This window comes from Methanococcoides seepicolus (assembly GCF_023684405.1).
Lineage (GTDB): Archaea > Halobacteriota > Methanosarcinia > Methanosarcinales > Methanosarcinaceae > Methanococcoides > Methanococcoides seepicolus.
This window is the reverse complement of the sequence record NZ_JAGSOI010000027.1, coordinates 1-19,131: the sequence shown is the minus strand read 5'-3', so window position 1 is coordinate 19,131 and position 19,131 is coordinate 1. Positions and strand designations below refer to the sequence as shown.

Here is a 19,131-nt window from a genome sequence, read left to right as displayed (position 1 = left end):
CCCATAAAATAAGTCACGTTCAACAAATATTAAGTAGTCAAACACTAATTTTACAAAGGGGAGTGATATTAAATGGAAGAAAAAGATAAAAAATTATTACGTGCCCAGGAACGAGTGAAGGAACTTAAAGGGTTCTACAACCATCTAATAATATACTCGGTGATCATGGCCATACTATTTTTTATTGACTATTCTGATGGAGGAAGTTGGTGGGTTCACTGGCCGATTATTGGATGGGGAATCTTTGTAGTGATACAAGGAATTAGTGTTAGTAAAATCGGTAAAAGTTGGGAAGATAAAAAGATTAAAGAGATTATGGAAAAAGAAGAAGAATGAACTCTCCTTTAATGGCGGCCATCCCTCGACTCAACTTTTTCAGGATAAGATCCACGGATAATTAAAATTAAAATTAAAATCTACATTGTGGTCTATTGTTTCCATTCAAAGCACTTATAAAAAATATTAATTTTAACTAAAATGAGTAGTGAGAGAATGGAAGAAATATCTAACTTTGTAAAGAAAAATCCGGCTATTTCGATGTATGTCCTGGCCTCTATCTTAGGGGTAGGCATGCTTTCTCCAATTATTGCTGGCGTGGTCCCGAAAGATTCCATTGTGTTACTTATCGCGGCCTACAGCGCAAGCCTGACTGGGGTTATTCTAACCATGATAGCCAGTGGAAAAGCCGGCCTGCGTAAGATGTTTGATAGGTTGCGTATCTGGCGGGTCGGCATTGGGTGGTGGGCTTTTGCTTTGTTTGCACTTGTCCCCATGTACCTGGGAGGAATGGTTCTGGGCAACCTATTCATTGGTTCTTCTCTTGATCTGAGCCATGTTCCTCCACTGTATATGTTCATACCCTTGTTTATCATGAAATTCCTTGTCGATGCCGGATTTGGCGAGGAACTGGGATGGCGAGGTTTTCTCCTGCCCAGAATTCAAGCCCGCCACAACGCGCTGGTTTCAAGCATCATCGTTGGGATAGTATGGGGGTTGTGGCACTTGCCATTCTTCATAATCGACCTGGATTTTCCACCATACTACGAACTCGGGCAAGCTTACGGTGTTATACCTTCTCTGATTGGGTATATTATTTTCTTCATGATTCCGTGGACGATTCTGTACACCTGGGTATACAACAACACAAAGGGCAGCTTGTTGTTGGCCTTCGTCTTTCATTCGTCGCAGGCATGGTTCGGGCTTTTCTTGGATACAGACAACTTAATCGGCCCCTACCTTGGCTATACAGTCATTATAACGATCATTGCCATCGTCGTCGTTTGGGTCTATGGGGCGAAAAACCTCTCCCGCAATAATGAGAGGATCATAATCCAGGATGCATGACCATGTAATACGAAGGGGTGCGGTTCGTCTGATGAGGAATACCTTTAGACAGCCCTGTATTATTTCAGGGACTTGAATGTATGGTTGCATGGTACAACCCCATCGTCATGAACACTCAAGATGAGTTGAAGATAGTCTTCGAGGAGTACAGTAATGGGACGTTCATCAAGCATTCAAAGTGATGAACTCTCTTTTCTTGCATTTCCTTTCTTTTTTGTTTATCTCCTTTAACGAAATCTCCCAGCTATTATCTCCGGCAGATTGTCACGATTAGCCTCATCAACCATCAGAACCTCGAACTCCTCCCTTATCCTCTGCGCCAGTGGATGCTTGCTCGATCTATGCAGCACAGCAAGTATCGGCCTGTCCGAATCAAGCACTTCCTCCACGACCCGAACGAAGTTATCCGACTTGAGCTCCATGGGCCCGACCTCATCTATAATCACAAGATCACAACTAAGGGCATCCCTGATTGCCTCTGCACCTATACCGTCAAGGTCTTCAAGGTTCACATGATATTTCCCCAGCTTCGGGCCAGTGCATTTGACATGGCTTAGGATACCTTTCCTGCCTGTATCTATATCTTCTATCGAAAACCCCTGGCGTTTGCCGTCCACACGCATCTCTGCGGCCCGGATACCACAGGCTTTTAGATCAAGTTTCTCCACAACCCTTGCCAATATCGTTGATTTCCCCACACCGGGCTTTCCTGTTACCGCTATTCGAAGCATCTGGAATCTCTCCTATATGGAAAAGATGAGTCGAGTTGTATTTAAGTTGAATTGGTTTTGGTCTGTCTTAAATTTTAGGTTTATTGATATGCGTTGTCGTGCAGATCTTGGCATCTCTTCTTCTGTGATCCATTCTTGTCGATGTTTTCTAAGGACGCTTTTGTCCATACAATCGCTTTTATTTAGGTATCCTTCCTAATTTGATACAGAATATACTTCAGTTGTCCTCTTTTTTATTCAGGCAGCTTCTTCTATGTAGTCATCCCCCTGTTGGACATTTATACCTTTAAACAAGAGCCATAAACCAATTATTATTTCAAAAAGACCGCTCGGTACCCAAAAAAGGACTTGATTTATCGGCATCGTTGCGTATTCAGGTGCAAGAATATACATTAAAGCGTGAATGAAAATAAGCGCAAATGAAAGGATTCCAAAGCTGGCTAATATCCTTGGTATATATTTCGATTTGAAAAACAAATAAGAAAATACCATCATGTCCAGACCAAGAAATACCATGGGTATAGAATATAGTGCAGTATGTTCGTTGAGAAGAAATCCAACAAGGACCTGTAACTGCTCTGGAGTAAATACTGTTACATATGCGTCTCCATTTAAAAACTGCAAAGCAATAAAAGAGACAAGCACAATTGCAGCCGCTATAGTCGCCTCTACCAACTTCCAAAGGAGTGCAAGCAAAGCAAGATTCTTGTTTACCGGTTTGAGTATTATATAAAGAGCCAGAGCCAATACGATCAACCCGGCAGACATGATCAGTTCGATAGTCATACCAATACGAAATAGCAATTGATTGGCCACAATATTATTGGCTGTAGCCATGACATTTTCTGCAACAATAAGTTTGGAGAGCACAAAAGTCCAGTTAAAGAAGGGAACCATTAAGCTAAATAGGAACATGAAGCCTGCAACTCTTACAGCTTTACGTTGTGATGTATCGGTGATACTGTTTGTCATTTCAATTCATCCTATTTTACTTTGATCTGGTTATTTTAGCTCGTCAATATCTGTTTTTGCAGTCGCGGAATCGATTGCAGCTGGATTGAATCCTTTAACGATAAGCCATATCGAGAGCATGATTTCGGCCACTGCAAATAATTTTCAATATCCTCTTTCTGAAGGTAAGCATTTCCAATATTAAGTTCAATAAAAGGAGGAATTTAATATAGCAATTTCAAAAAGTATAAAGGAAGGAATCATACCTCTGCCCTTAATTCAGAACAGAGAAACAATCCCCCTTAGACCTGTCATCACTTTGCCGATTCTTTGAGACGTTTTAATATATCGTCGGTGGTCACAACCTCTGTGGCAATAAGGCCATAGTTGGTGTAGGCTGCCTGTGTAGCCTCAGGACCCGGGCCGGTGGTGGCGTCCTTGACAACTAGAACATCGAACCCATTCTCGATGGCATCCCTGAGATGGGATTCAACACAGAGATTTGCAGACATTCCAGCCAGGATAATGGTGTGAATATCCCTTTGTCTTAGCTGTATGCCTATATCCCCGGTCCAGAAGTTGCTCAGGGCCTTATGTGGTGAGAGGACAACGGTGTTCTCATCAGGCTGCAGCTGAGGGTGGAACTCTGCACCCCATCCTCCTTTTTTGAACATCTTCCGCTCGAACATTAGCTTATCTATGGGATTGAGATGGGATCAGTTTTCAAACTCCTCGTCTGAGTAGTAGTGGGGAGAATAGAAAACCGGCAGACCCACATCCTTTGCCGTGGCCTTAAGCTCAACTAAATGCTCTACAACTTTTGTTTCTTTAACTCCATCTCCAACAAGATCCCATACGACTCCTTCCTCTGATAGGAAATCGTTCTGAGGATCTACGATTATCAGAGCTGTTCTCTTCAGGTCAATTTCATCACTAATATTGATACCCCCATAATTTATGCATCTTTCTTCAAATATTCACCAATCTGATGAAGTTCTTTGGCAAAAGTATCATAATCGTAGTGCTGGGCATGAATCATGGCACTCCATCTTGTAGTGAAACTGGCCAGAAATGTAGTTTCAGCAAATTCTTCTTCATTCGCACCCATCATATGAGCCACACTTTTATGGAATAGCTGGCAATAAGGGCATTTTAGATTGGCTGCAACAGCCAATGACATAAGTTCCCTGTATTTTGCTGGTATATCAGTTTCTTCAAGAGTATACCTCTTAAAAAGGGGCCAATCCTGAATTAGCGCTTCTTTTGGTAAAGCCTTCATGAATCCGGGAACAATGCCTAAACTCTTCTCAATATCCTTGATTGTATCTTCATATTCCCCCATATTAATCACTCGTCGTGGGCTTCCTTGATTTGCTCGGGGGTAAACTTGTTTAGTGCAACTGCCCGTGCTTTACTACGCAGAGACTCAGGAACAATTTTTAGAGCTTCTGATTCATTTTCAGCTTCTAAAATAACCCATCCTTTGTGTACGTCAACCATGCAGCCGAAATCATATTGTTCTAATACGTCAGCTCCCATTGCGAGCATTTCGTCCAATGCTTTCAGACACCCTTCAGAAGTGTGTGGCGATTCCACTAGATATTTTGTCATGATTTTTTCCTCCACTCTGTTTAAATTATATTGGCTTTAAACACCAATAACACCAATGATACCCCAATGTATCATAATTAAATGGAACATTTCACCTTATATACTTTTGTATTCAGTTTCACAATTTACCGGAACATTTCATTATATGTAGCTCGTGAAATTATGTCTAGTAACAATTTTTCTGAACGATTCAAAAACTTCATAAAATTTTGAGTATCCATTTTCACAAATCGTTTACAGAAAAATGCAGCCCTTATAAAGCAGCCTTCTGTAGATGGTGAAATTATTGAAAAGAATCGCATTGAACTGAAGAAATTAATAGAATGTGCCCGCTATTTAATAAGAAAAGTAGAACTTTCTCTTAACACTCGTTGTCCTTTGGCATTTCATCCTCATTCATGAAGAATACTTCCCAAACGTGTCCATCCAGATCTTCGAAGCTTCTTCCAAACATTGGACCATGTTCATGAGGGTCACGCGTTTCCTTTGCACCCAAGGAAATTGCTTTATCGACCAATTCATTGACCGCATCCTTACTCTCTATCTGTAAAACTAAAACAGCCTCTGCAGTTGTCTTTGTATCTGCTACTTCTTTTTGTGCGAACTCTTTAAATTGTGGTTCCTCGACCAGAGTGACCATTGTATTGTCATTTAAGAGCATATTTGTGGCGTCAAATTGCTTATTGAACTTAAATCCCAGCTTTTCAAAGAACTCTACAGAATCGTTGAGGCTTTTTACTGGTAAATTAACCCATGTGTTTTTTATCATTTTATCCTTAACCCCTAATGAAAACCAGGCCGTTTTATTTGTGGATGATCGATTTCTCTTATTATAAGCTGATAATTCTTCGGTACTATTAAAGATTGCTTCAAGCCATTGAGCAGGACAATAATGCAATATGCTAAACACCTTGAACATAAGTTCGATGGGGAGATTGGAGTTCTTGAAAGGAAACATGTTCTGGCTGATGGTGTTGTTTATATTGGGAAGGAAGCCAACAATATTGATGAACAGGAATTGGATGTTAAACGCTCACAGATGTTCATTGACAAGCAGGACATAATGAGAAAGATACTTGAATGATCTCAATCACAGGCTGAGGAATGGGGTGTTAATAGGGGCACTTTCAAGAGGATAAAAGACAGGATTTGGAGGGATAAGGATATCAATTTGAATACGGATGCTGTGGAAAAATTGGTAGAGGGTATTTCATCCTAAATCATTTTTAATATTGTAATAAAAATCACTCAAATTAATGATCGAGGGAAGATTTTATTGACATGCCTTACACTGAATGGAAGAAGATGGGATTTTCTAAGGGTACATTGCATTACATGAAGCAGAACGCTAAGAGTGATAAACCGTTTACCTTAAATGTTCATGTGAGGGAGAGATTGGAGAATTGGGACTATAGAGTTTCTGTTGTTGAATGATGGATAACTTTTTCCAATTAAAAAAAAGCAAGAAAAAGGAAGGAACTCAGTTCTTCCTTTTCTGGGATAGGCAGGCAAAAACCAGGACGAACACGGATGTAAATATAGAAAATCCTGGAATGTCATTTGATTCTGCTGTAGGGATGTCCTCTTCAACTGATTCTGTATCATCACCAGGGTTAGATAACTCGTCATCTGAAATGGTATTGTCTGTTACAGTTCCATCATCAACTTCACCTGCAATAGCAAATGGTGAGAATCCCGGAGTTTCTGCTTCGAAGTAAATGTATGAATCATCTTCTCCAATTTTCATTGTATTAAGTGCATTCCATTTGCCTTCATTGTGGCGATATAACGTTATTGAATTCTCATCAATGCCATTTCCTATCAACCACTCTTTTGCTACACTGAAACCTATTACAGGATCAGCAATATTGTCTTCAGTTGCAAATCCTGCTCTACCAACCCAAATGTTAAGGTTACTATAGACAACACCCGGAGCACTTTCATCAACCATTGCAGATCTGTTCTTAAGCACTTCAATCGTTGTTGAAACCCTTCCGTAGTTTCTCAGTGCAGAGAAGTTGATGTACTGAATTGCATTCTGCTCCTCATCGAATATGTAACTGATTGCAAGTCCACCTACGATGTCCTCTGTTTTCACATTCTTAAGTGCGATGTTCTCAAAGGCTTCGCTGGTTGCTCCACTTCCACCGCCGCCGCCACCGCCGTTACTGCCGGAGGAGGTTCGTGTAACATTTACAGGTGTTGTGTTGGTGTTTCCAGCAGCATCGGTAACGTTTGCATAAATGGTGTTAGTACCCATGACCAGAGGTACCATTGCCGTGAAGGTGCCGCTGAAATTTAGAATTGTGGGTTCTGCAACAATGTCATTCACTGTAACCACTGGCAGCGATCCGGTTCCATTGACAAGACCTGAGACCGCAATTGAGCTTGCCGTTGTGGAAGATCCATCCGCCGGCGAGGTTATACTGATCACTGGCATGAGATTGTCAACGACAATACTAAGCGGCAGGTAGTCAAATTCAGTTTCAGAGAGATTGTACTGCTCGTCACAGATTCCATCCTTGTTGGAATCGGCTGTGTCAACACTGAATCCTGTTCCATTAGGATGCACCCAGTAGTTTCCACCAAGGAGAGGACCTCCAACAATGTTTGTTCCAACAGTCTGGGTAATGTTCCAGATGTTGTTTCCGGTATTGGTGCCATCATATTCAACGTTATTTGTATTGTTGAAGTAGTTGTTGTAGATCAGGTTATCGTTACTGTCGACAGAAATCATGATGCCGGCAGCGTTGTTCGATGCAGTATTATCTGTCAGCGTGTTATAGCTGGAATTCATCATTCTGATTCCAGAAGCATTGTTCGAGTTTGCAGTGTTATCGTTCAGCGTGTTGTCGCTGGAATCCCACAGCCTGATGCCAATGTAGGTGTTGTTCGATGCAGTGTTGTTGTTCAGGTTGTTGTAGCTGGAAGAACTCAGAGCGATGCCATCGTCGTAGTTGTTCGACACCGTGTTGCTGGTCAGCGTATTGTTATTGCTGGAATCCCTCAGATAGATACCGAAAGCGTTGTTCGCGTTTGCAGTGTTATTGTTCAGCATGTTGTTGCTGGAATAACTAAGATAGATGCCGCTTTTCTCATTCGAATTAACATTATTATTAATTAAAGTATTGTTGTTAGATTTCCAAAAATCTATGCCATTTTCCTTATTCAAATTAACATTGTTATTGATCAACGTATTATTATTAGAGTCAAAAAGAAAAGCACCGTAATTATTGTCCGAAACAGTGTTATTGCTCAGCATATTATTTCTGGAAATTCCCTGGAAAATGCCGTAAACATTGTTCGAAACAGTATTATTATCAATAATTAAATTATTCGTATCATATAAACGAATGCCATAATGATTATTTTCAAGACTCAAATCATTTATTGAAACATTCTGGCAACTAATACAGTAAACTGTTCCAGCGTTTGAAGATGAATCAATAACAACATCAGAAACATTAACAAGGTAGTAAATCAATTTTCCGTCTACAGAATTGCTTGTATCGATGTCATTATTCATATTGCAAGTGAAGCTATAACTATAAGCTCCAAAATTATAGATGTTATTGGACATCGTATTATTTCTCAGTGTGTTGTTTGTAGAACAATAAAGAGAGATTCCGTAGTAGTTGTTAGATAATTTATTGTTGGTTAGGACATTATTATTAACTCCATGAAGATAAATTCCAGCAATGGAGTCTTTCGTAGCACCTTTAAATGTAAACCCACTGATGGTTACGTTATCTACAGGCACATAGAAAATATGACTACTTGAATCACCAGCTTGAATAATAGTATCATCTGGATTTCCTGATTGCGACTTTATCGTTAATTGTTTGTCTACCGTTACATTTTCTGTGTAGTTCCCACTGTAAACAAGAATTATATCTCCATTAATTGCATTATTTACAGCATCCTTTATTGTGGTATAATCAAACCCTCCATCATCATCCACGGTGATTGTTTTTGGTTCTCTTGGCTCCACGTATTCTTTAATCAGGTTGAATGTAAGATCATCAGAATCAACAACCTTGAACATCAAATCTTCTGCTATTTCTTGCATTGAATCCCTTGTTAAAAATATTGAATCCCCATTCTTAAGTGTAAGACCCCCACCGGTAGAAGTGCTCCAAACTTCAAATACACCGAATTCATCCCCGTTATCAATCTCGAGGACATTATCTGCATCAATTAGCCAGAGACCTTTAATCACAACAGAATTATTATTCAAATCTAGAGTTGTAACATGTACCCTCATGATCTCGACATCTTCTTCGTATGCGACATCGGTATCAAAGACCCATGTTGCACCTTCCGGAGGAACTGTGATAACATGATCGTCAATAAATTCGCCATCCTTTGAAAATTCCATCCAGACCTTGTCACCTTCTACATCAACTTGTTTAAATACAAGGGCATATCCACTTCCAAGGTAAAGTACTTCTCCGACATTGAATGTGTGCTCTTCATCGTTATCTATGAGCAGTGTAGCAATTTTATCCGGATTATCTTTTAATGGAACATACTCATTCCCAAAGAATCCCATTATCGGATAGGTTTCACCCTCCCATGCACTGCTTTCATATTCAGCCTGCTCGATTCGAGTTTCATATACAAGCCCTTCTTCTTGGATTGTTCTACCTAAGACAAAATCCCCACCATAGATCCTGAGAGATTCTCCCTGAATGAATCCAGCAAAATTACTTGCATTCATTTCAACAAAATCAGAATTATCAAGACTTACAATGTCATGAAGATCAGTGCCATTATACACCGGCCCTTCCACGTAAATAGTATCTGCTGCTACTGTAGCTGTGGTTACCATCAAACATAAAAAAATCAATCCAACGAAAACAATATTATAGTGTTTAATCTTCATCCCCCCACTCCCACAATTATTTTAAAATTATGAATTTATTTTTAGTATGAACGTATGTTTATTTTTATAGTTTATAATAGGACCAGAACCCGTACTACTTAAATAGTTAACACTGTTTACAAAAAAAATAAAAATGTAACAAAATGCAATCATTCCATTCCTAGTTTAGCAATTAAATGCAACTAATTTTCACTCAATTGTAAAATGCAACAAAATATTCGTGTTGTTGCATTCCTCATTATTTGAAATAAGGGAATTGGATAATATGCTAGGATAATTTTTTATTGAAGATTAAAAAAAGTAAATATTTTAACGAGGTTGCATTTTTACGAGTTACCTATATCCCCGAAATATCATACGGGGGGTATGAACTGAACCTCCAAGATCATATGAGATTTTCAAATAAGCAATTTTTTAAGAAGGTTGCATTTTTACTAGATACCTATTACCCCGAATGATTGTGCGAGGAATAAGATTCGAACTCGAACAATTATCAATATTTTCTAATCAAAACCCACACATTAATCATCATAATTCTCCACACTCGCAAATCGTTTTAATACTAAAAGTGCAAATAGCAATCCATGTCCTACAGTTCCCATGCTGATGAGGACGACGATGTCGAGATCGAAGAAGAATATCTGGGAGATTATGCCAGTGTTCGATCCATAGTCAAGGAAGCATTGCCGTTCCAGATACTTGCAACCATCGGTGGAGCAGTAGCTGGTTTTATTTTTGCGGGAATGACCAATGAACTGGAAATGATACCGGGTCTGATCGTCATCGCACCTGCGGTTTTGGGAATGAGAGGGAATATATCATGCACCCTTGGTTCACGTCTTGGTAGTGCGATTCACATGGGCCTTATAACAAAGATCGAGAATAATCCGGAACTTACAAACAATATCTACGGGTCATTGCTATTGGGGCTTATAATGTCCATCGCTCTGGGAATTATCGGACATACAATGACAGTTCTGCTTGGATTTGAAAGTGCAGGTATTCTGGCACTTACTTCAATAGCAGTTCTTGCTGGAGTCTCATCAGGCATTATATTATCTGTTATAGCAGTACTCCTTGCTCTTGGTATGTTCAGGTTCGGATTTGATCCGGACAATGTTGTGACACCTTCTATAGCTACCATCGGAGATATCGTATCCATGCTCATGCTGTTCCTTTCTGCAAAGGTGGTGCTGATGTTATGAGTTATTATACCGTTCGCGGAATTCTGTCAAGAGGGATGCCGATCCTCTTCTTCACATCTGTGCTTGGGGTTGTTACGGGTCAGATACTGAACTCGGAACTTGATAATCTGATATCCCTCCCGACCATACTTCTATTGGTACCTGCGCTCATTAAGATCGGCGGTGACACCGGAAGTATACTCGGTGCAAGACTTTCATCTGCTTTCCATATGGGTATCGGAACGACCCACATACACAAGAACCCGGTTGTAAGGAACAGTGTGATAGCAGCATTCATTGTCGGTATCACCGCATCTGTGATATTGAGCGTTATTGCATGGATGATGTCCGGGTTTGGAAACAGTCCATTGGGACTTTTTACGCTTTTTAAGATATGTACGATCTCCGGAACGCTCGAACTTCTGGCGGTCTTCTCTGCCACCATAGGCATTGCTTTTGCATCCCACAGGTTCGGAATTGATCCGGATGATACGGTCATACCTGTGATAGCAACATTGGGGGACCTTGTCGGAATAACAGCCATATTTTCAACATTATATTTGTTTAATGTCATCTGAAATTCTAAAAGAGAGCTTCAATGAAGAATATATAAAAGATATGTACTAATAACTAAAAGAGAATAATTAAAGGCATTAACAATTACAATATATAATAAATTACATTTAATGAATAAGGATAATACGGAACATAAGAAAATGAGTCCAAAAGTAATCAGGTACATCCCAAGGAACCTTAAGGATCTTCTTATCGAAATGAAAGATACATCCGAACTGATGGTAGATCTTGCATATTCCGCAATGGTCTATGACGATGAGGATATTTCAGGAGAAGTTATCGATCTTGAGGAGAAGATGGATACACTTCACTATCACATGAAAATGGCAGCTATGCTGAGTACACGCAGGATAGAGGAAGCCGAAGATATGGTGGGTGTCCTTCAGGTAGCAGCTTCTGCGGAAAATATTGCAAATGCCGCCGGAGACATTGCAAAAATAATCGAGATGGATATGGGAATACCACTTGAGCTTAAATTAGCTCTCAGGGAAGCCGAAGAGACCATTGTACGTGTTACGATCAATGAAAATTCCGATATGGTGGGTTCCACACTTGGGGACCTTGAGCTTGAGGTCGAGACTGGTATGTGGGTAATAGCTATTCGAAGACACACTGACTGGGTATATGACCCGCACCGCGATACCCGTATTCGTGCTGATGATGTGATCTTTGCAAGAGGACATGATGAAGGTGTGCCTCTGCTTATTGAACTTGCTACTACACACAAGTACGTTCCTCGAAGGGTTGAACATGAGAAGGGCTTGAATGATCTCGATAAAGCGGTGGACATCATTGTTGACATGAAGAACACAGCAGAACTTGCTGTAGGACTTGCTTATTCTGCATTGCTCTTTGACAATACTGATATCGCTGAGGAAGTGAAAGCCCTTGAGCGAGAGATGGATGAGATGAAATACGACCTCCAGCACTGGGTACTTGAAACAGCTAAACATGTTGCCGATGTCAACGAGCTGAGAGGGCTGCTACATCTTGCAAATGCATCCGAATCCATTTCCGATGCTGCTTACGGGATCGCAGATACGGTCCTTCGAGATATAGACCTTCACCCCGTCATCACGATCGCTGTGCGTGAATCAGATGAAGTGATAACAAAGCTTCGGGTCGAAGGCTGTTCACCCATCATTGGAAAGTCATACCGCGAACTGAAGCTGGGCACTGAGACCGGGATCCATATCATGGCAGTAAAACGTGCTGAACGTTGGGTATATAGCCCAAGTGCCAAAACAACAGTTCAGGAAGGCGATATTCTGATAGGCCGTGGCTCTCATACAAGCGAGGAAGCATTGCTTGAAATGTGTGCCTGTCCGATAAGAGGAGATAACTGATCTTCTCAGATTTTTTTTAACCCGAATTTGACATCAAGATCGATCTAATGTTCTTAGTTTTGATCGAGTCGATCAAAATATTCAATAAAAGCTAAGATCATGTGACATAGTTCCAGGTGACAATATATCTTTTCCGATCGGAACGATTCTGGCAGTTGAAAAATTCTATGATGTCCTTGATCATCCCGATGTTTTGTTAAACACAAGAAGAATGGGATTGACATCAACAACTTGCTGAAAGCACTTGTGAGATAAAAGTTCACATATAATTTTAGCATTCGTGATCTACTGGATGGGTGGATTATGGTGAGGGTCTGGAATAATTTATTTAAAACTGGTAATATATAGATAAAATAAGTCATTCACACATTCGAATAGATCCAATTTTTGAACCCAAATTGGCCAATGTTAACACCACCCTCCTTAAGTAGTAACAACTCCTTTATATAGGATGGAAAAAACACAATCGGATATACAATGAACTCAGACCACAGTAATCGTGGTAATAGGACCATAACTACAGCATTATTATTGGCAGCCGGAAAGGGCAGCCGTCTTTATCCTCTGACACGCGACACACCGAAATGCCTCACAATGGTTCATGAGGCGTCTATTCTTGAACGACTTGTCATCAATTTGAAAAAGCAAGGCTTCAAACGTCTTGTTGTGGTCACAGGATACCAGGAAAAATGCATTCGTGACTTTTTAGAAACGCGGGCTTGCGGCATGGAAATTGATTTTATTACAAGCCCCCTTTATGCGACCACCAATAACATATATTCACTCTGGATGGCACGTGATATTATTAATGAGCCATTCTTACTTATTGAAAGTGATCTTGTTTTTGACGGATCCCTTCTGGATGAAATGTGTTCTCCTGATAGAATTGCCATTGCACGCATGGAGCCGTGGCTGAATGGTTCCACTGTCACAGTCAATAGCTCCCAAAATGTTGAGAAATTCCATAACGGGATTGCAGAAGCTCTTGATGAGATCAGATACAAGACTGTTAACATTTACAGTTTTTCGCTCTCTTCATGGCATCGTATTACAGAAAGACTGGACCAGTACATTTCAGCTGGCAGAGTAAACGACTATTATGAAACCGTATTTGCAGAAATGGTGGCTGATGATAGTCTCGCTCTTAAAACAGTCTCTTTTGACAGCAAAAGATGGTATGAGATCGATACAGTTGCAGATCTGGCAAAGGCGGAGACACTATTTTAGGCGGACAAATACGAAACAATAATTCCTTACGACACCAAACCGCATACCTCTGGAAGATCAAGGCCGTTTTTCCAACAATCAAAATGCGGGGTGAAGGGGAGGATCGTTCGTTCACTTTCCGGTTTAAAGCCATTGCCTCAGTCCAACTCTTTCAATTTAAAGCCAATTAGTGAGGTTAAGACTTTAAAAAATGAAGTGCCACATCAAAATCATTTAAGGGAAATAATACATGATGCAACATAATTACAAGACTCAAACTGAAAAATACGAATTCATTTCCGGACAGCATGGTGGTTACTATCGCCATGACTTTATTGATCATGCTTATCTTTACAATCTGTATTTCCCGCCAGAGGCAGTTTTTACAAGCCTTAAAGATCAAATTCACGACATTGTCCTTAACTATCCGATTGCACAGGATGCACTTGCCGGTCTTATAGGGGATGTGATCCATCAACCTGCTGAAAGGATCGTTGTGGGAAATGGTGCTGCCGAACTTATCAAGATCATCTCCGGCCACATATCCAACAAGTTGATCGTTCCAGTGCCATCTTTTAATGAATATGCGAATGCAGCACCTGCAGACCGAGTAGTTGAATTTCCTCTTGAGTTTCCATCCTTTCAACTGGATGTGGACAAGTTTGCTGCTGAAGCGATCAGGGTCAAAGCAGATGTTGCTGTCGTGGTAACACCTAATAATCCAACATCTCTTCTGGTTCCCAAGTCCGATCTGATATCTCTTGCACAAAAACTTGCAAACCATGACTGTATGTTGATCATCGATGAATCCTTCCTGGATTTTGTACATGACCCGGAACAGACAACCCTGGAGAATGAACTCGAACGTTATCCAAATATAGCGATCCTTAAAAGCATGAGCAAAGCCTATGGTATCTGCGGGATCCGGATCGGTTATATGCTGACTGCAAATTTAGCATTTGCTGAATCTGTAAGGGAAGGCGTACATATATGGAATATCAACGGATTTGCCGAAGAGTTTCTGCGGATATTGCCCGATTACAGACAGGAATTTGTCGAAAGCTGCAAGCAGGTACGTATCGACAGGGATAATCTGTATAAAAAACTGTGTGCTATCCCGGGAATGACGGTCTACAAACCCGATGCAAACTTTATTTTCTGCCGCCTGCCAGATCACGCACAGAGTGGTCCTGAGCTCACACGTAGATTGTTCATTGAGCATAACATGTACATAAAACACTGCCAGGACAAGACTCTACCTGACTCTAGCCGTTATGTTCGTATTGCCAGCCGTACTGAAGCCGAAAATTGCAAATTGGTTGAAGCATTGGTAGATGTCATTGACTTGAATAATGTGGAAGTAGCCTGATGAACGGTCCAGAGAATCAACGATCACATCAGACAGGAATGCTTGCTTTCGCCCGAGACCTTCCAAATATCTGTTCGCTTGCAGGACTATTGTGTGCAGTCCTTAGTATATACTATGCCATATTAGGCAATTTACCAATTGCTATAATTGGAATGATCTGGGCAGTTGTTTTTGACTGGGGTGACGGACTCATTGCTCGCCGGATGAAGGGGCGAACTGATGAATATCGAGCTTTCGGGGGACAGCTTGATTCATTGATAGATATTGTAAGTTTTGGCATTTGCCCCGCTGTATTTCTCTTGAGCTATGGAGAATTCAGTCCATGGTTCCTACCCGGAGCGTTCGTGATCGTCGCCGTCAGTGCAATACGGTTGAGTTATTTCAATGTTTTCGGCCTGATCGATGATTCGACATACATGGGATTGGCACTTGACAACAATGTCCTAATTCTTGCTTTTGTCTTCCTGTTTAACAGTTTTTTCAGCCAGCCGACCTTTTTAGTCGTTCTATATGCACTGTTTATGATTATGGCTGTCTTTAATATAGCACCAATCCGAACGCCCAAGTTTTCCGGCAGTTGGTTTTATGTTCTCTTGGTTTATTCCTTGGTGTTAACAGTCATCTATAGCTGGATGCTGTGAAGCAAGTAACAATAAAATGGAAAGTACTTATCTAAAAAATGGAATAATTAATGTATAAATATCAATCACTCAGAAAATGCATCTCAAAAAATAACAATGAGCTAATAATTTACGGAGCAGATCGTTTTTCACAGTTCCCGCGCCGTGATGCATCCGTTAATTCAAAATGCGATAGAGCGCTTCCGATAGCACGTCCTGATGATGTGGTAGTTCTACGCGGAAAGCTGGACTCCGAGTATCATAAATGGCTGCGTTCCCATGGTCTGGGGTCGGATCATATCGTAGAATATAATGCTCATTCAAAAGAGATGACGCTCTCGGAACTCATCGTTAATGATCCTGAACCAGTTATAAGATATATCAGGCAGAGCGGGAAAAAACCTGTATATGTACCATGGTTTTCAGGGAGTATGGAAACTGAAGCTGCAAAAGTTCTTGGCGCTGAACTTTTTGGAGCAACTGAAACTGCAACACTAAAATATAATGATAAGTTCGTTTTTAAGACCGTATGTCAAGAATTGGACATAGCTGTTGTCGAAGGCACTTCATTTGAAATGCATCCTGAAGACAATGAAAATTGTACAGATCTGAAAAACATCATAAACGGATATCTGTCAACCTGCGAAACTGTTATTATTCGCGGAACTTTGGGTGAAGCCGATATGTCGTTGTACAAAACTAAAGGCAATGATATTTCTGAAATATATCATGAAATTGCAGTTAGCGGTGAAAGATCTGTTATCATTGAGCCTTTTCTGAATGTCTCATCTTCTCCAAATGATCAGTGGGTGATCAGCAGAGAAGGTAATATAAACTCTCTTGGTATGCGGGATCAAATGTGCGAAAGAGGTATGGTACACATTGGTACACTCAAAGGAGAAGATCCCTCCCCAGAAATTTCAAATTACATTGCAAAAACATCTGCGAAAATTGTAACTAATATGGCTGAATTCGGATATCGGGGTGTAGTCGGTATCGATTATATCGTATCGGATGAAGGTATATTTCCGGTTGAAAATAATGCTCGTTTTAATGGTTCCTCCTATGTGAGCATGATCGTAGATAATATTGAAGAATTGATATCTCCCATTCCATATTGGAAATTTATAAAAATCAAGACCGCAGCATGTTCATTTCTTGAACTCACTGAACGTATTGAACCAGTACTTTATAACGGTGAAAAATTAAATTCCGTATTTCCTTTTAGCTGCGATACATTGCCGTTGTCCGGTGATTTTGCTGTTATACTCTTAGCCGAGAATATGGATGAGATCTATAACATGGAAGGATCATTGAAAGAAATGGGTGTTAAAATGTTTTGATCAACCATATATGCCAATAAATTCTCGATCAAGAACAACAAGGAGAAGTCTTCATGTTTTGTGTTAACGAGACACCAAAATACAGATGAAAGGTCTTCTCTAACTTTTTTTGTTGCCAATATGTAAATCAAATTATAACAGCAAATCTAATAATAAAATTTCTCTTTAACATCGCGTGGGTAAACTTAGTTTACCTGCGATTAGGAATATCATTGTATCCCTATATAATTTCTTATTATCATCTTTGCAATTGTAATTATTTCCTTGATGTTGCTATGTGTTCCCCCCAATACTGCCACTTTTAAATGTTGGGGTACATATTCATCCTAAGTTTGCCAGTCAAAATAAATATAAGTGTTCTTAGTTTGATTGAGTCGATAAAAGTTTGATAAAAAAAAGTAGAGTAGACTCTTCTTCTAGTTCTACTCAACTTTTATCGCCCTCATCATGATGCCTTAGAAGATTTTTAAGTTCCTCAACCGACTTCACGGATGGCGGAGATGAGACCAGTATCGCATTTACTGGTGCATTTTGTTGATTCTTAATGCCCACCACTGTATCAGGTGGCACCAGCATTGCAGTTCCACTGCCTATTGTCACGGTTTCATTTCCTGATTCCACCACCAGCTCGCCACTCAGGCAATATATTATACCTTCCGTAGGGTGGGCATGAGGAGAGACCTCAAGACCTGCTGGGATCTCAAGATGCATACAAAGCAATCTCTCACCAAATAACAATGGTTTCATCACACCCTCGGGTGTCTCCAAACCTTCAGTATCATCTATCTTTTGTATTCTTATTTTCATTTTATTATACCTCCTTATCTCCTATGATGAGCATAGATGGGCTTGTTTGAGAAGACATATCCAGAACACGGACATTTGAAAATTGGGCATTCTCCAATAACTCGACACATTCGTTTTCAGTGTAAATATGGTGCATATCCCCTCGCAAGGATAAGTTTAGGTCAAAGAGGACAGATGTGGGAGGAGCAGTTCGTTCATCATTTAAGATCCAGTGCTTGAGCACGACCGAACCGTTATTGTTCAGTGCGTTGTATACCTTTTTCAAAACACCCGAAAGCACATCCGGCTTTCGATAGAAGACATCAGATGCAAAGACGATATCATACCCGCTTCCAATCTCATCTTCAAAGAAGTTTCCTCCAATGACTCCGACCTTGTCGTTCATATCATACCTTTCGATGAACTCTTTTGTAACTTCAGTCACATGTGGCAGGTCAAATACTGTGGCTTCAAGGTCTGGATTTGTCTCAGCAAATGCTATTGCATAGAGCCCATGCCCGCCGCCAAGATCAAGAAGCGTTCTTGCTTTCTGGAATTCAGGAAGGGTTGACACTTCTTTTATGGTTCGATGAAGGCTCCCCCTCATTGAACCTTCGGCCATTGCCAGAATAAAGCTGGAATCGAATACATCTTCAAACCTTCCTTCCTTCGCTTCCGACACGTCTCCTTTCAGGATGGAATTCAACATTGACCGATTGTCAGAGTTCCTTCCGGAAAGTCTGAGTAGATTCCCTTGATAAAACGGACTGTCCTTCACAAGAAAGCTCGAGGCAAGCTTTGTGTTCGTATATCTAGCATTCTCTTTTGAGAGGAACTGTAATGCTACCAGAGTATTCAGGAACTTCCCGGTCAGGGATGTATCGGTACAGATCTCAGAGGATATTTGCTCTGCTGTCTTTGACTCTTCGAGCAGATCGAAGAGATCAAAATCAAGGGCTGTTAAGAGGGTATGGAACGCTTCACAACCTTTTACCATCCTATCCAGCGGTTCTGAACTGATTTCTGGAATAGTATCCAATACTTTCATTTTAGGCATTGGTATTTAAGTAGAGTTTTTATGTTATTAGGACCTATATTTATGCATGAACTGTCCCAGGTGCAAGAGCTCCAATCATAAAAAGAACGGTAAAATCGATGGACGTCAACGCTACAAATGCC

Annotated in this window: 19 protein-coding genes and 3 pseudogenes; 12 read left to right on the top strand and 10 right to left on the bottom strand. The window is 40.5% G+C overall.

Annotated features, from left to right (window positions below; translation table 11 throughout):
- Window positions 1-72 precede the first annotated feature (72 nt).
- Both KDK67_RS07835 and KDK67_RS07830 read left to right on the top strand, forming a co-directional pair.
- Entirely contained in the window at window positions 73-336 is a 264-nt protein-coding gene (locus KDK67_RS07835; protein ID WP_250868243.1) for a 2TM domain-containing protein, read from the top strand.
- A 156-nt stretch (window positions 337-492) separates the two neighbouring features.
- Window positions 493-1,344 carry a type II CAAX endopeptidase family protein gene (locus KDK67_RS07830; RefSeq protein WP_250868242.1) on the top strand — a complete coding sequence of 284 codons (852 nt, stop codon included), beginning with the start codon at window positions 493-495 and terminating at the stop codon, window positions 1,342-1,344.
- A 227-nt stretch (window positions 1,345-1,571) separates the two neighbouring features.
- On the opposite strand, the gene KDK67_RS07820 is transcribed toward KDK67_RS07830, so the two are convergent.
- From KDK67_RS07820 to KDK67_RS07795, 6 genes and pseudogenes are all read right to left on the bottom strand, one after another.
- Complete coding sequence (locus KDK67_RS07820; protein WP_250868241.1) at window positions 1,572-2,075, bottom strand: NTPase; 504 nt, start codon at window positions 2,073-2,075, stop codon at window positions 1,572-1,574.
- Between the two features lie 237 nt (window positions 2,076-2,312).
- A complete protein-coding gene (locus KDK67_RS07815; RefSeq protein WP_250868240.1) occupies window positions 2,313-3,047 on the bottom strand; it encodes a DUF4386 domain-containing protein in 735 nt (244 codons plus the stop codon).
- 293 nt (window positions 3,048-3,340) lie between these two features.
- Window positions 3,341-3,925, bottom strand: a pseudogene (locus KDK67_RS07810) (cysteine hydrolase family protein).
- Between the two features lie 56 nt (window positions 3,926-3,981).
- A complete protein-coding gene (locus tag KDK67_RS07805; protein WP_250868239.1) occupies window positions 3,982-4,368 on the bottom strand; it encodes a carboxymuconolactone decarboxylase family protein in 387 nt (128 codons plus the stop codon).
- Between the two features lie 5 nt (window positions 4,369-4,373).
- Window positions 4,374-4,637 (bottom strand): hypothetical protein, encoded by a 264-nt coding sequence (locus tag KDK67_RS07800; RefSeq protein ID WP_250868238.1) that lies wholly within the window; start codon window positions 4,635-4,637, stop codon window positions 4,374-4,376.
- A gap of 361 nt (window positions 4,638-4,998) precedes the next feature.
- On the bottom strand, window positions 4,999-5,406 hold the full coding sequence (locus KDK67_RS07795; protein WP_250868237.1) for a VOC family protein: 408 nt from the start codon (window positions 5,404-5,406) through the stop codon (window positions 4,999-5,001).
- A 123-nt stretch (window positions 5,407-5,529) separates the two neighbouring features.
- Here KDK67_RS07795 and KDK67_RS07790 point away from each other — a divergent pair, with 123 nt between their 5' ends.
- Window positions 5,530-5,721, top strand: a complete 192-nt coding sequence (locus KDK67_RS07790; protein ID WP_250868236.1) for a hypothetical protein — start codon at window positions 5,530-5,532, stop codon at window positions 5,719-5,721.
- A 179-nt stretch (window positions 5,722-5,900) separates the two neighbouring features.
- Window positions 5,901-6,071 (top strand): annotated as a pseudogene (locus KDK67_RS14545) (CRISPR-associated endonuclease Cas1); the annotation flags it as partial.
- 46 nt (window positions 6,072-6,117) lie between these two features.
- Here KDK67_RS14545 and KDK67_RS07780 read toward each other — a convergent pair.
- Window positions 6,118-9,468 (bottom strand): NosD domain-containing protein, encoded by a 3,351-nt coding sequence (locus tag KDK67_RS07780; RefSeq protein ID WP_250868235.1) that lies wholly within the window; start codon window positions 9,466-9,468, stop codon window positions 6,118-6,120.
- Window positions 9,469-10,106: 638 nt separating this feature from the next.
- Between KDK67_RS07780 and KDK67_RS07775 the strand changes: the two genes are divergently transcribed.
- The 7 genes from KDK67_RS07775 to KDK67_RS07745 all read left to right on the top strand — a co-directional run bounded on the left by KDK67_RS07775 (window position 10,107) and on the right by KDK67_RS07745 (window position 17,166).
- Window positions 10,107-10,727 carry a magnesium transporter gene (locus KDK67_RS07775; protein WP_250868234.1) on the top strand — a complete coding sequence of 207 codons (621 nt, stop codon included), beginning with the start codon at window positions 10,107-10,109 and terminating at the stop codon, window positions 10,725-10,727.
- The gene (locus KDK67_RS07770; protein ID WP_250868233.1) at window positions 10,724-11,284 is read left to right on the top strand and encodes a magnesium transporter; all 561 of its coding nucleotides are present in this window, start codon (window positions 10,724-10,726) and stop codon (window positions 11,282-11,284) included. Before KDK67_RS07775 ends, KDK67_RS07770 begins: the two co-directional genes overlap by 4 nt.
- A gap of 138 nt (window positions 11,285-11,422) precedes the next feature.
- A complete protein-coding gene (locus KDK67_RS07765) occupies window positions 11,423-12,628 on the top strand; it encodes a potassium channel family protein (protein ID WP_250868232.1) in 1,206 nt (401 codons plus the stop codon).
- 477 nt (window positions 12,629-13,105) lie between these two features.
- On the top strand, window positions 13,106-13,855 hold the full coding sequence (locus KDK67_RS07760; RefSeq protein ID WP_250868231.1) for a phosphocholine cytidylyltransferase family protein: 750 nt from the start codon (window positions 13,106-13,108) through the stop codon (window positions 13,853-13,855).
- Window positions 13,856-14,084: 229 nt separating this feature from the next.
- Window positions 14,085-15,203 (top strand): pyridoxal phosphate-dependent aminotransferase, encoded by a 1,119-nt coding sequence (locus tag KDK67_RS07755; protein ID WP_250868230.1) that lies wholly within the window; start codon window positions 14,085-14,087, stop codon window positions 15,201-15,203.
- Window positions 15,203-15,844 (top strand): CDP-alcohol phosphatidyltransferase family protein, encoded by a 642-nt coding sequence (locus KDK67_RS07750; protein WP_250868229.1) that lies wholly within the window; start codon window positions 15,203-15,205, stop codon window positions 15,842-15,844. The genes KDK67_RS07755 and KDK67_RS07750 overlap by 1 nt, the downstream gene beginning before the upstream one ends.
- Before the next feature lie 50 nt (window positions 15,845-15,894).
- Window positions 15,895-17,166: a hypothetical protein gene (locus tag KDK67_RS07745; RefSeq protein ID WP_250868227.1), complete on the top strand. Its 1,272-nt coding sequence runs from the start codon at window positions 15,895-15,897 to the stop codon at window positions 17,164-17,166.
- A 165-nt stretch (window positions 17,167-17,331) separates the two neighbouring features.
- Here the strand turns inward: KDK67_RS07745 and KDK67_RS14540 are convergent.
- The 3 genes and pseudogenes from KDK67_RS14540 to KDK67_RS07735 all read right to left on the bottom strand — a co-directional run.
- A pseudogene (locus tag KDK67_RS14540) lies at window positions 17,332-17,467 on the bottom strand (ISL3 family transposase); the annotation flags it as partial.
- Between the two features lie 125 nt (window positions 17,468-17,592).
- On the bottom strand, window positions 17,593-17,973 hold the full coding sequence (locus tag KDK67_RS07740) for a cupin domain-containing protein (RefSeq protein ID WP_250868226.1): 381 nt from the start codon (window positions 17,971-17,973) through the stop codon (window positions 17,593-17,595).
- Between the two features lie 4 nt (window positions 17,974-17,977).
- Window positions 17,978-19,000, bottom strand: coding sequence for an acetylserotonin O-methyltransferase (locus tag KDK67_RS07735; RefSeq protein ID WP_250868225.1), 1,023 nt, complete (start codon window positions 18,998-19,000; stop codon window positions 17,978-17,980).
- A 55-nt stretch (window positions 19,001-19,055) separates the two neighbouring features.
- Between KDK67_RS07735 and KDK67_RS07730 the strand changes: the two genes are divergently transcribed.
- Window positions 19,056-19,131: transposase-like zinc-binding domain-containing protein (locus tag KDK67_RS07730; RefSeq protein WP_420846927.1), on the top strand; the 76-nt coding region annotated here is incomplete at its 3' end.

Bases quoted from the DNA above. Each gene is read 5' to 3' on its own strand.
- KDK67_RS07835 (WP_250868243.1), top strand. From the start codon at position 73: ATGGAAGAAAAAGATAAAAAATTATTACGTGCCCAGGAACGAGTGAAG.
- KDK67_RS07830 (WP_250868242.1), top strand. From the start codon at position 493: ATGGAAGAAATATCTAACTTTGTAAAGAAAAATCCGGCTATTTCGATG.
- KDK67_RS07820 (WP_250868241.1), bottom strand. From the start codon at position 2,075: ATGCTTCGAATAGCGGTAACAGGAAAGCCCGGTGTGGGGAAATCAACG.
- KDK67_RS07815 (WP_250868240.1), bottom strand. From the start codon at position 3,047: ATGACAAACAGTATCACCGATACATCACAACGTAAAGCTGTAAGAGTT.
- KDK67_RS07805 (WP_250868239.1), bottom strand. From the start codon at position 4,368: ATGGGGGAATATGAAGATACAATCAAGGATATTGAGAAGAGTTTAGGC.
- KDK67_RS07800 (WP_250868238.1), bottom strand. From the start codon at position 4,637: ATGACAAAATATCTAGTGGAATCGCCACACACTTCTGAAGGGTGTCTG.
- KDK67_RS07795 (WP_250868237.1), bottom strand. From the start codon at position 5,406: ATGATAAAAAACACATGGGTTAATTTACCAGTAAAAAGCCTCAACGAT.
- KDK67_RS07790 (WP_250868236.1), top strand. From the start codon at position 5,530: ATGCAATATGCTAAACACCTTGAACATAAGTTCGATGGGGAGATTGGA.
- KDK67_RS07780 (WP_250868235.1), bottom strand. From the start codon at position 9,468: ATGGTAACCACAGCTACAGTAGCAGCAGATACTATTTACGTGGAAGGG.
- KDK67_RS07775 (WP_250868234.1), top strand. From the start codon at position 10,107: ATGTCCTACAGTTCCCATGCTGATGAGGACGACGATGTCGAGATCGAA.
- KDK67_RS07770 (WP_250868233.1), top strand. From the start codon at position 10,724: ATGAGTTATTATACCGTTCGCGGAATTCTGTCAAGAGGGATGCCGATC.
- KDK67_RS07765 (WP_250868232.1), top strand. From the start codon at position 11,423: ATGAGTCCAAAAGTAATCAGGTACATCCCAAGGAACCTTAAGGATCTT.
- KDK67_RS07760 (WP_250868231.1), top strand. From the start codon at position 13,106: ATGAACTCAGACCACAGTAATCGTGGTAATAGGACCATAACTACAGCA.
- KDK67_RS07755 (WP_250868230.1), top strand. From the start codon at position 14,085: ATGATGCAACATAATTACAAGACTCAAACTGAAAAATACGAATTCATT.
- KDK67_RS07750 (WP_250868229.1), top strand. From the start codon at position 15,203: ATGAACGGTCCAGAGAATCAACGATCACATCAGACAGGAATGCTTGCT.
- KDK67_RS07745 (WP_250868227.1), top strand. From the start codon at position 15,895: ATGTATAAATATCAATCACTCAGAAAATGCATCTCAAAAAATAACAAT.
- KDK67_RS07740 (WP_250868226.1), bottom strand. From the start codon at position 17,973: ATGAAAATAAGAATACAAAAGATAGATGATACTGAAGGTTTGGAGACA.
- KDK67_RS07735 (WP_250868225.1), bottom strand. From the start codon at position 19,000: ATGAAAGTATTGGATACTATTCCAGAAATCAGTTCAGAACCGCTGGAT.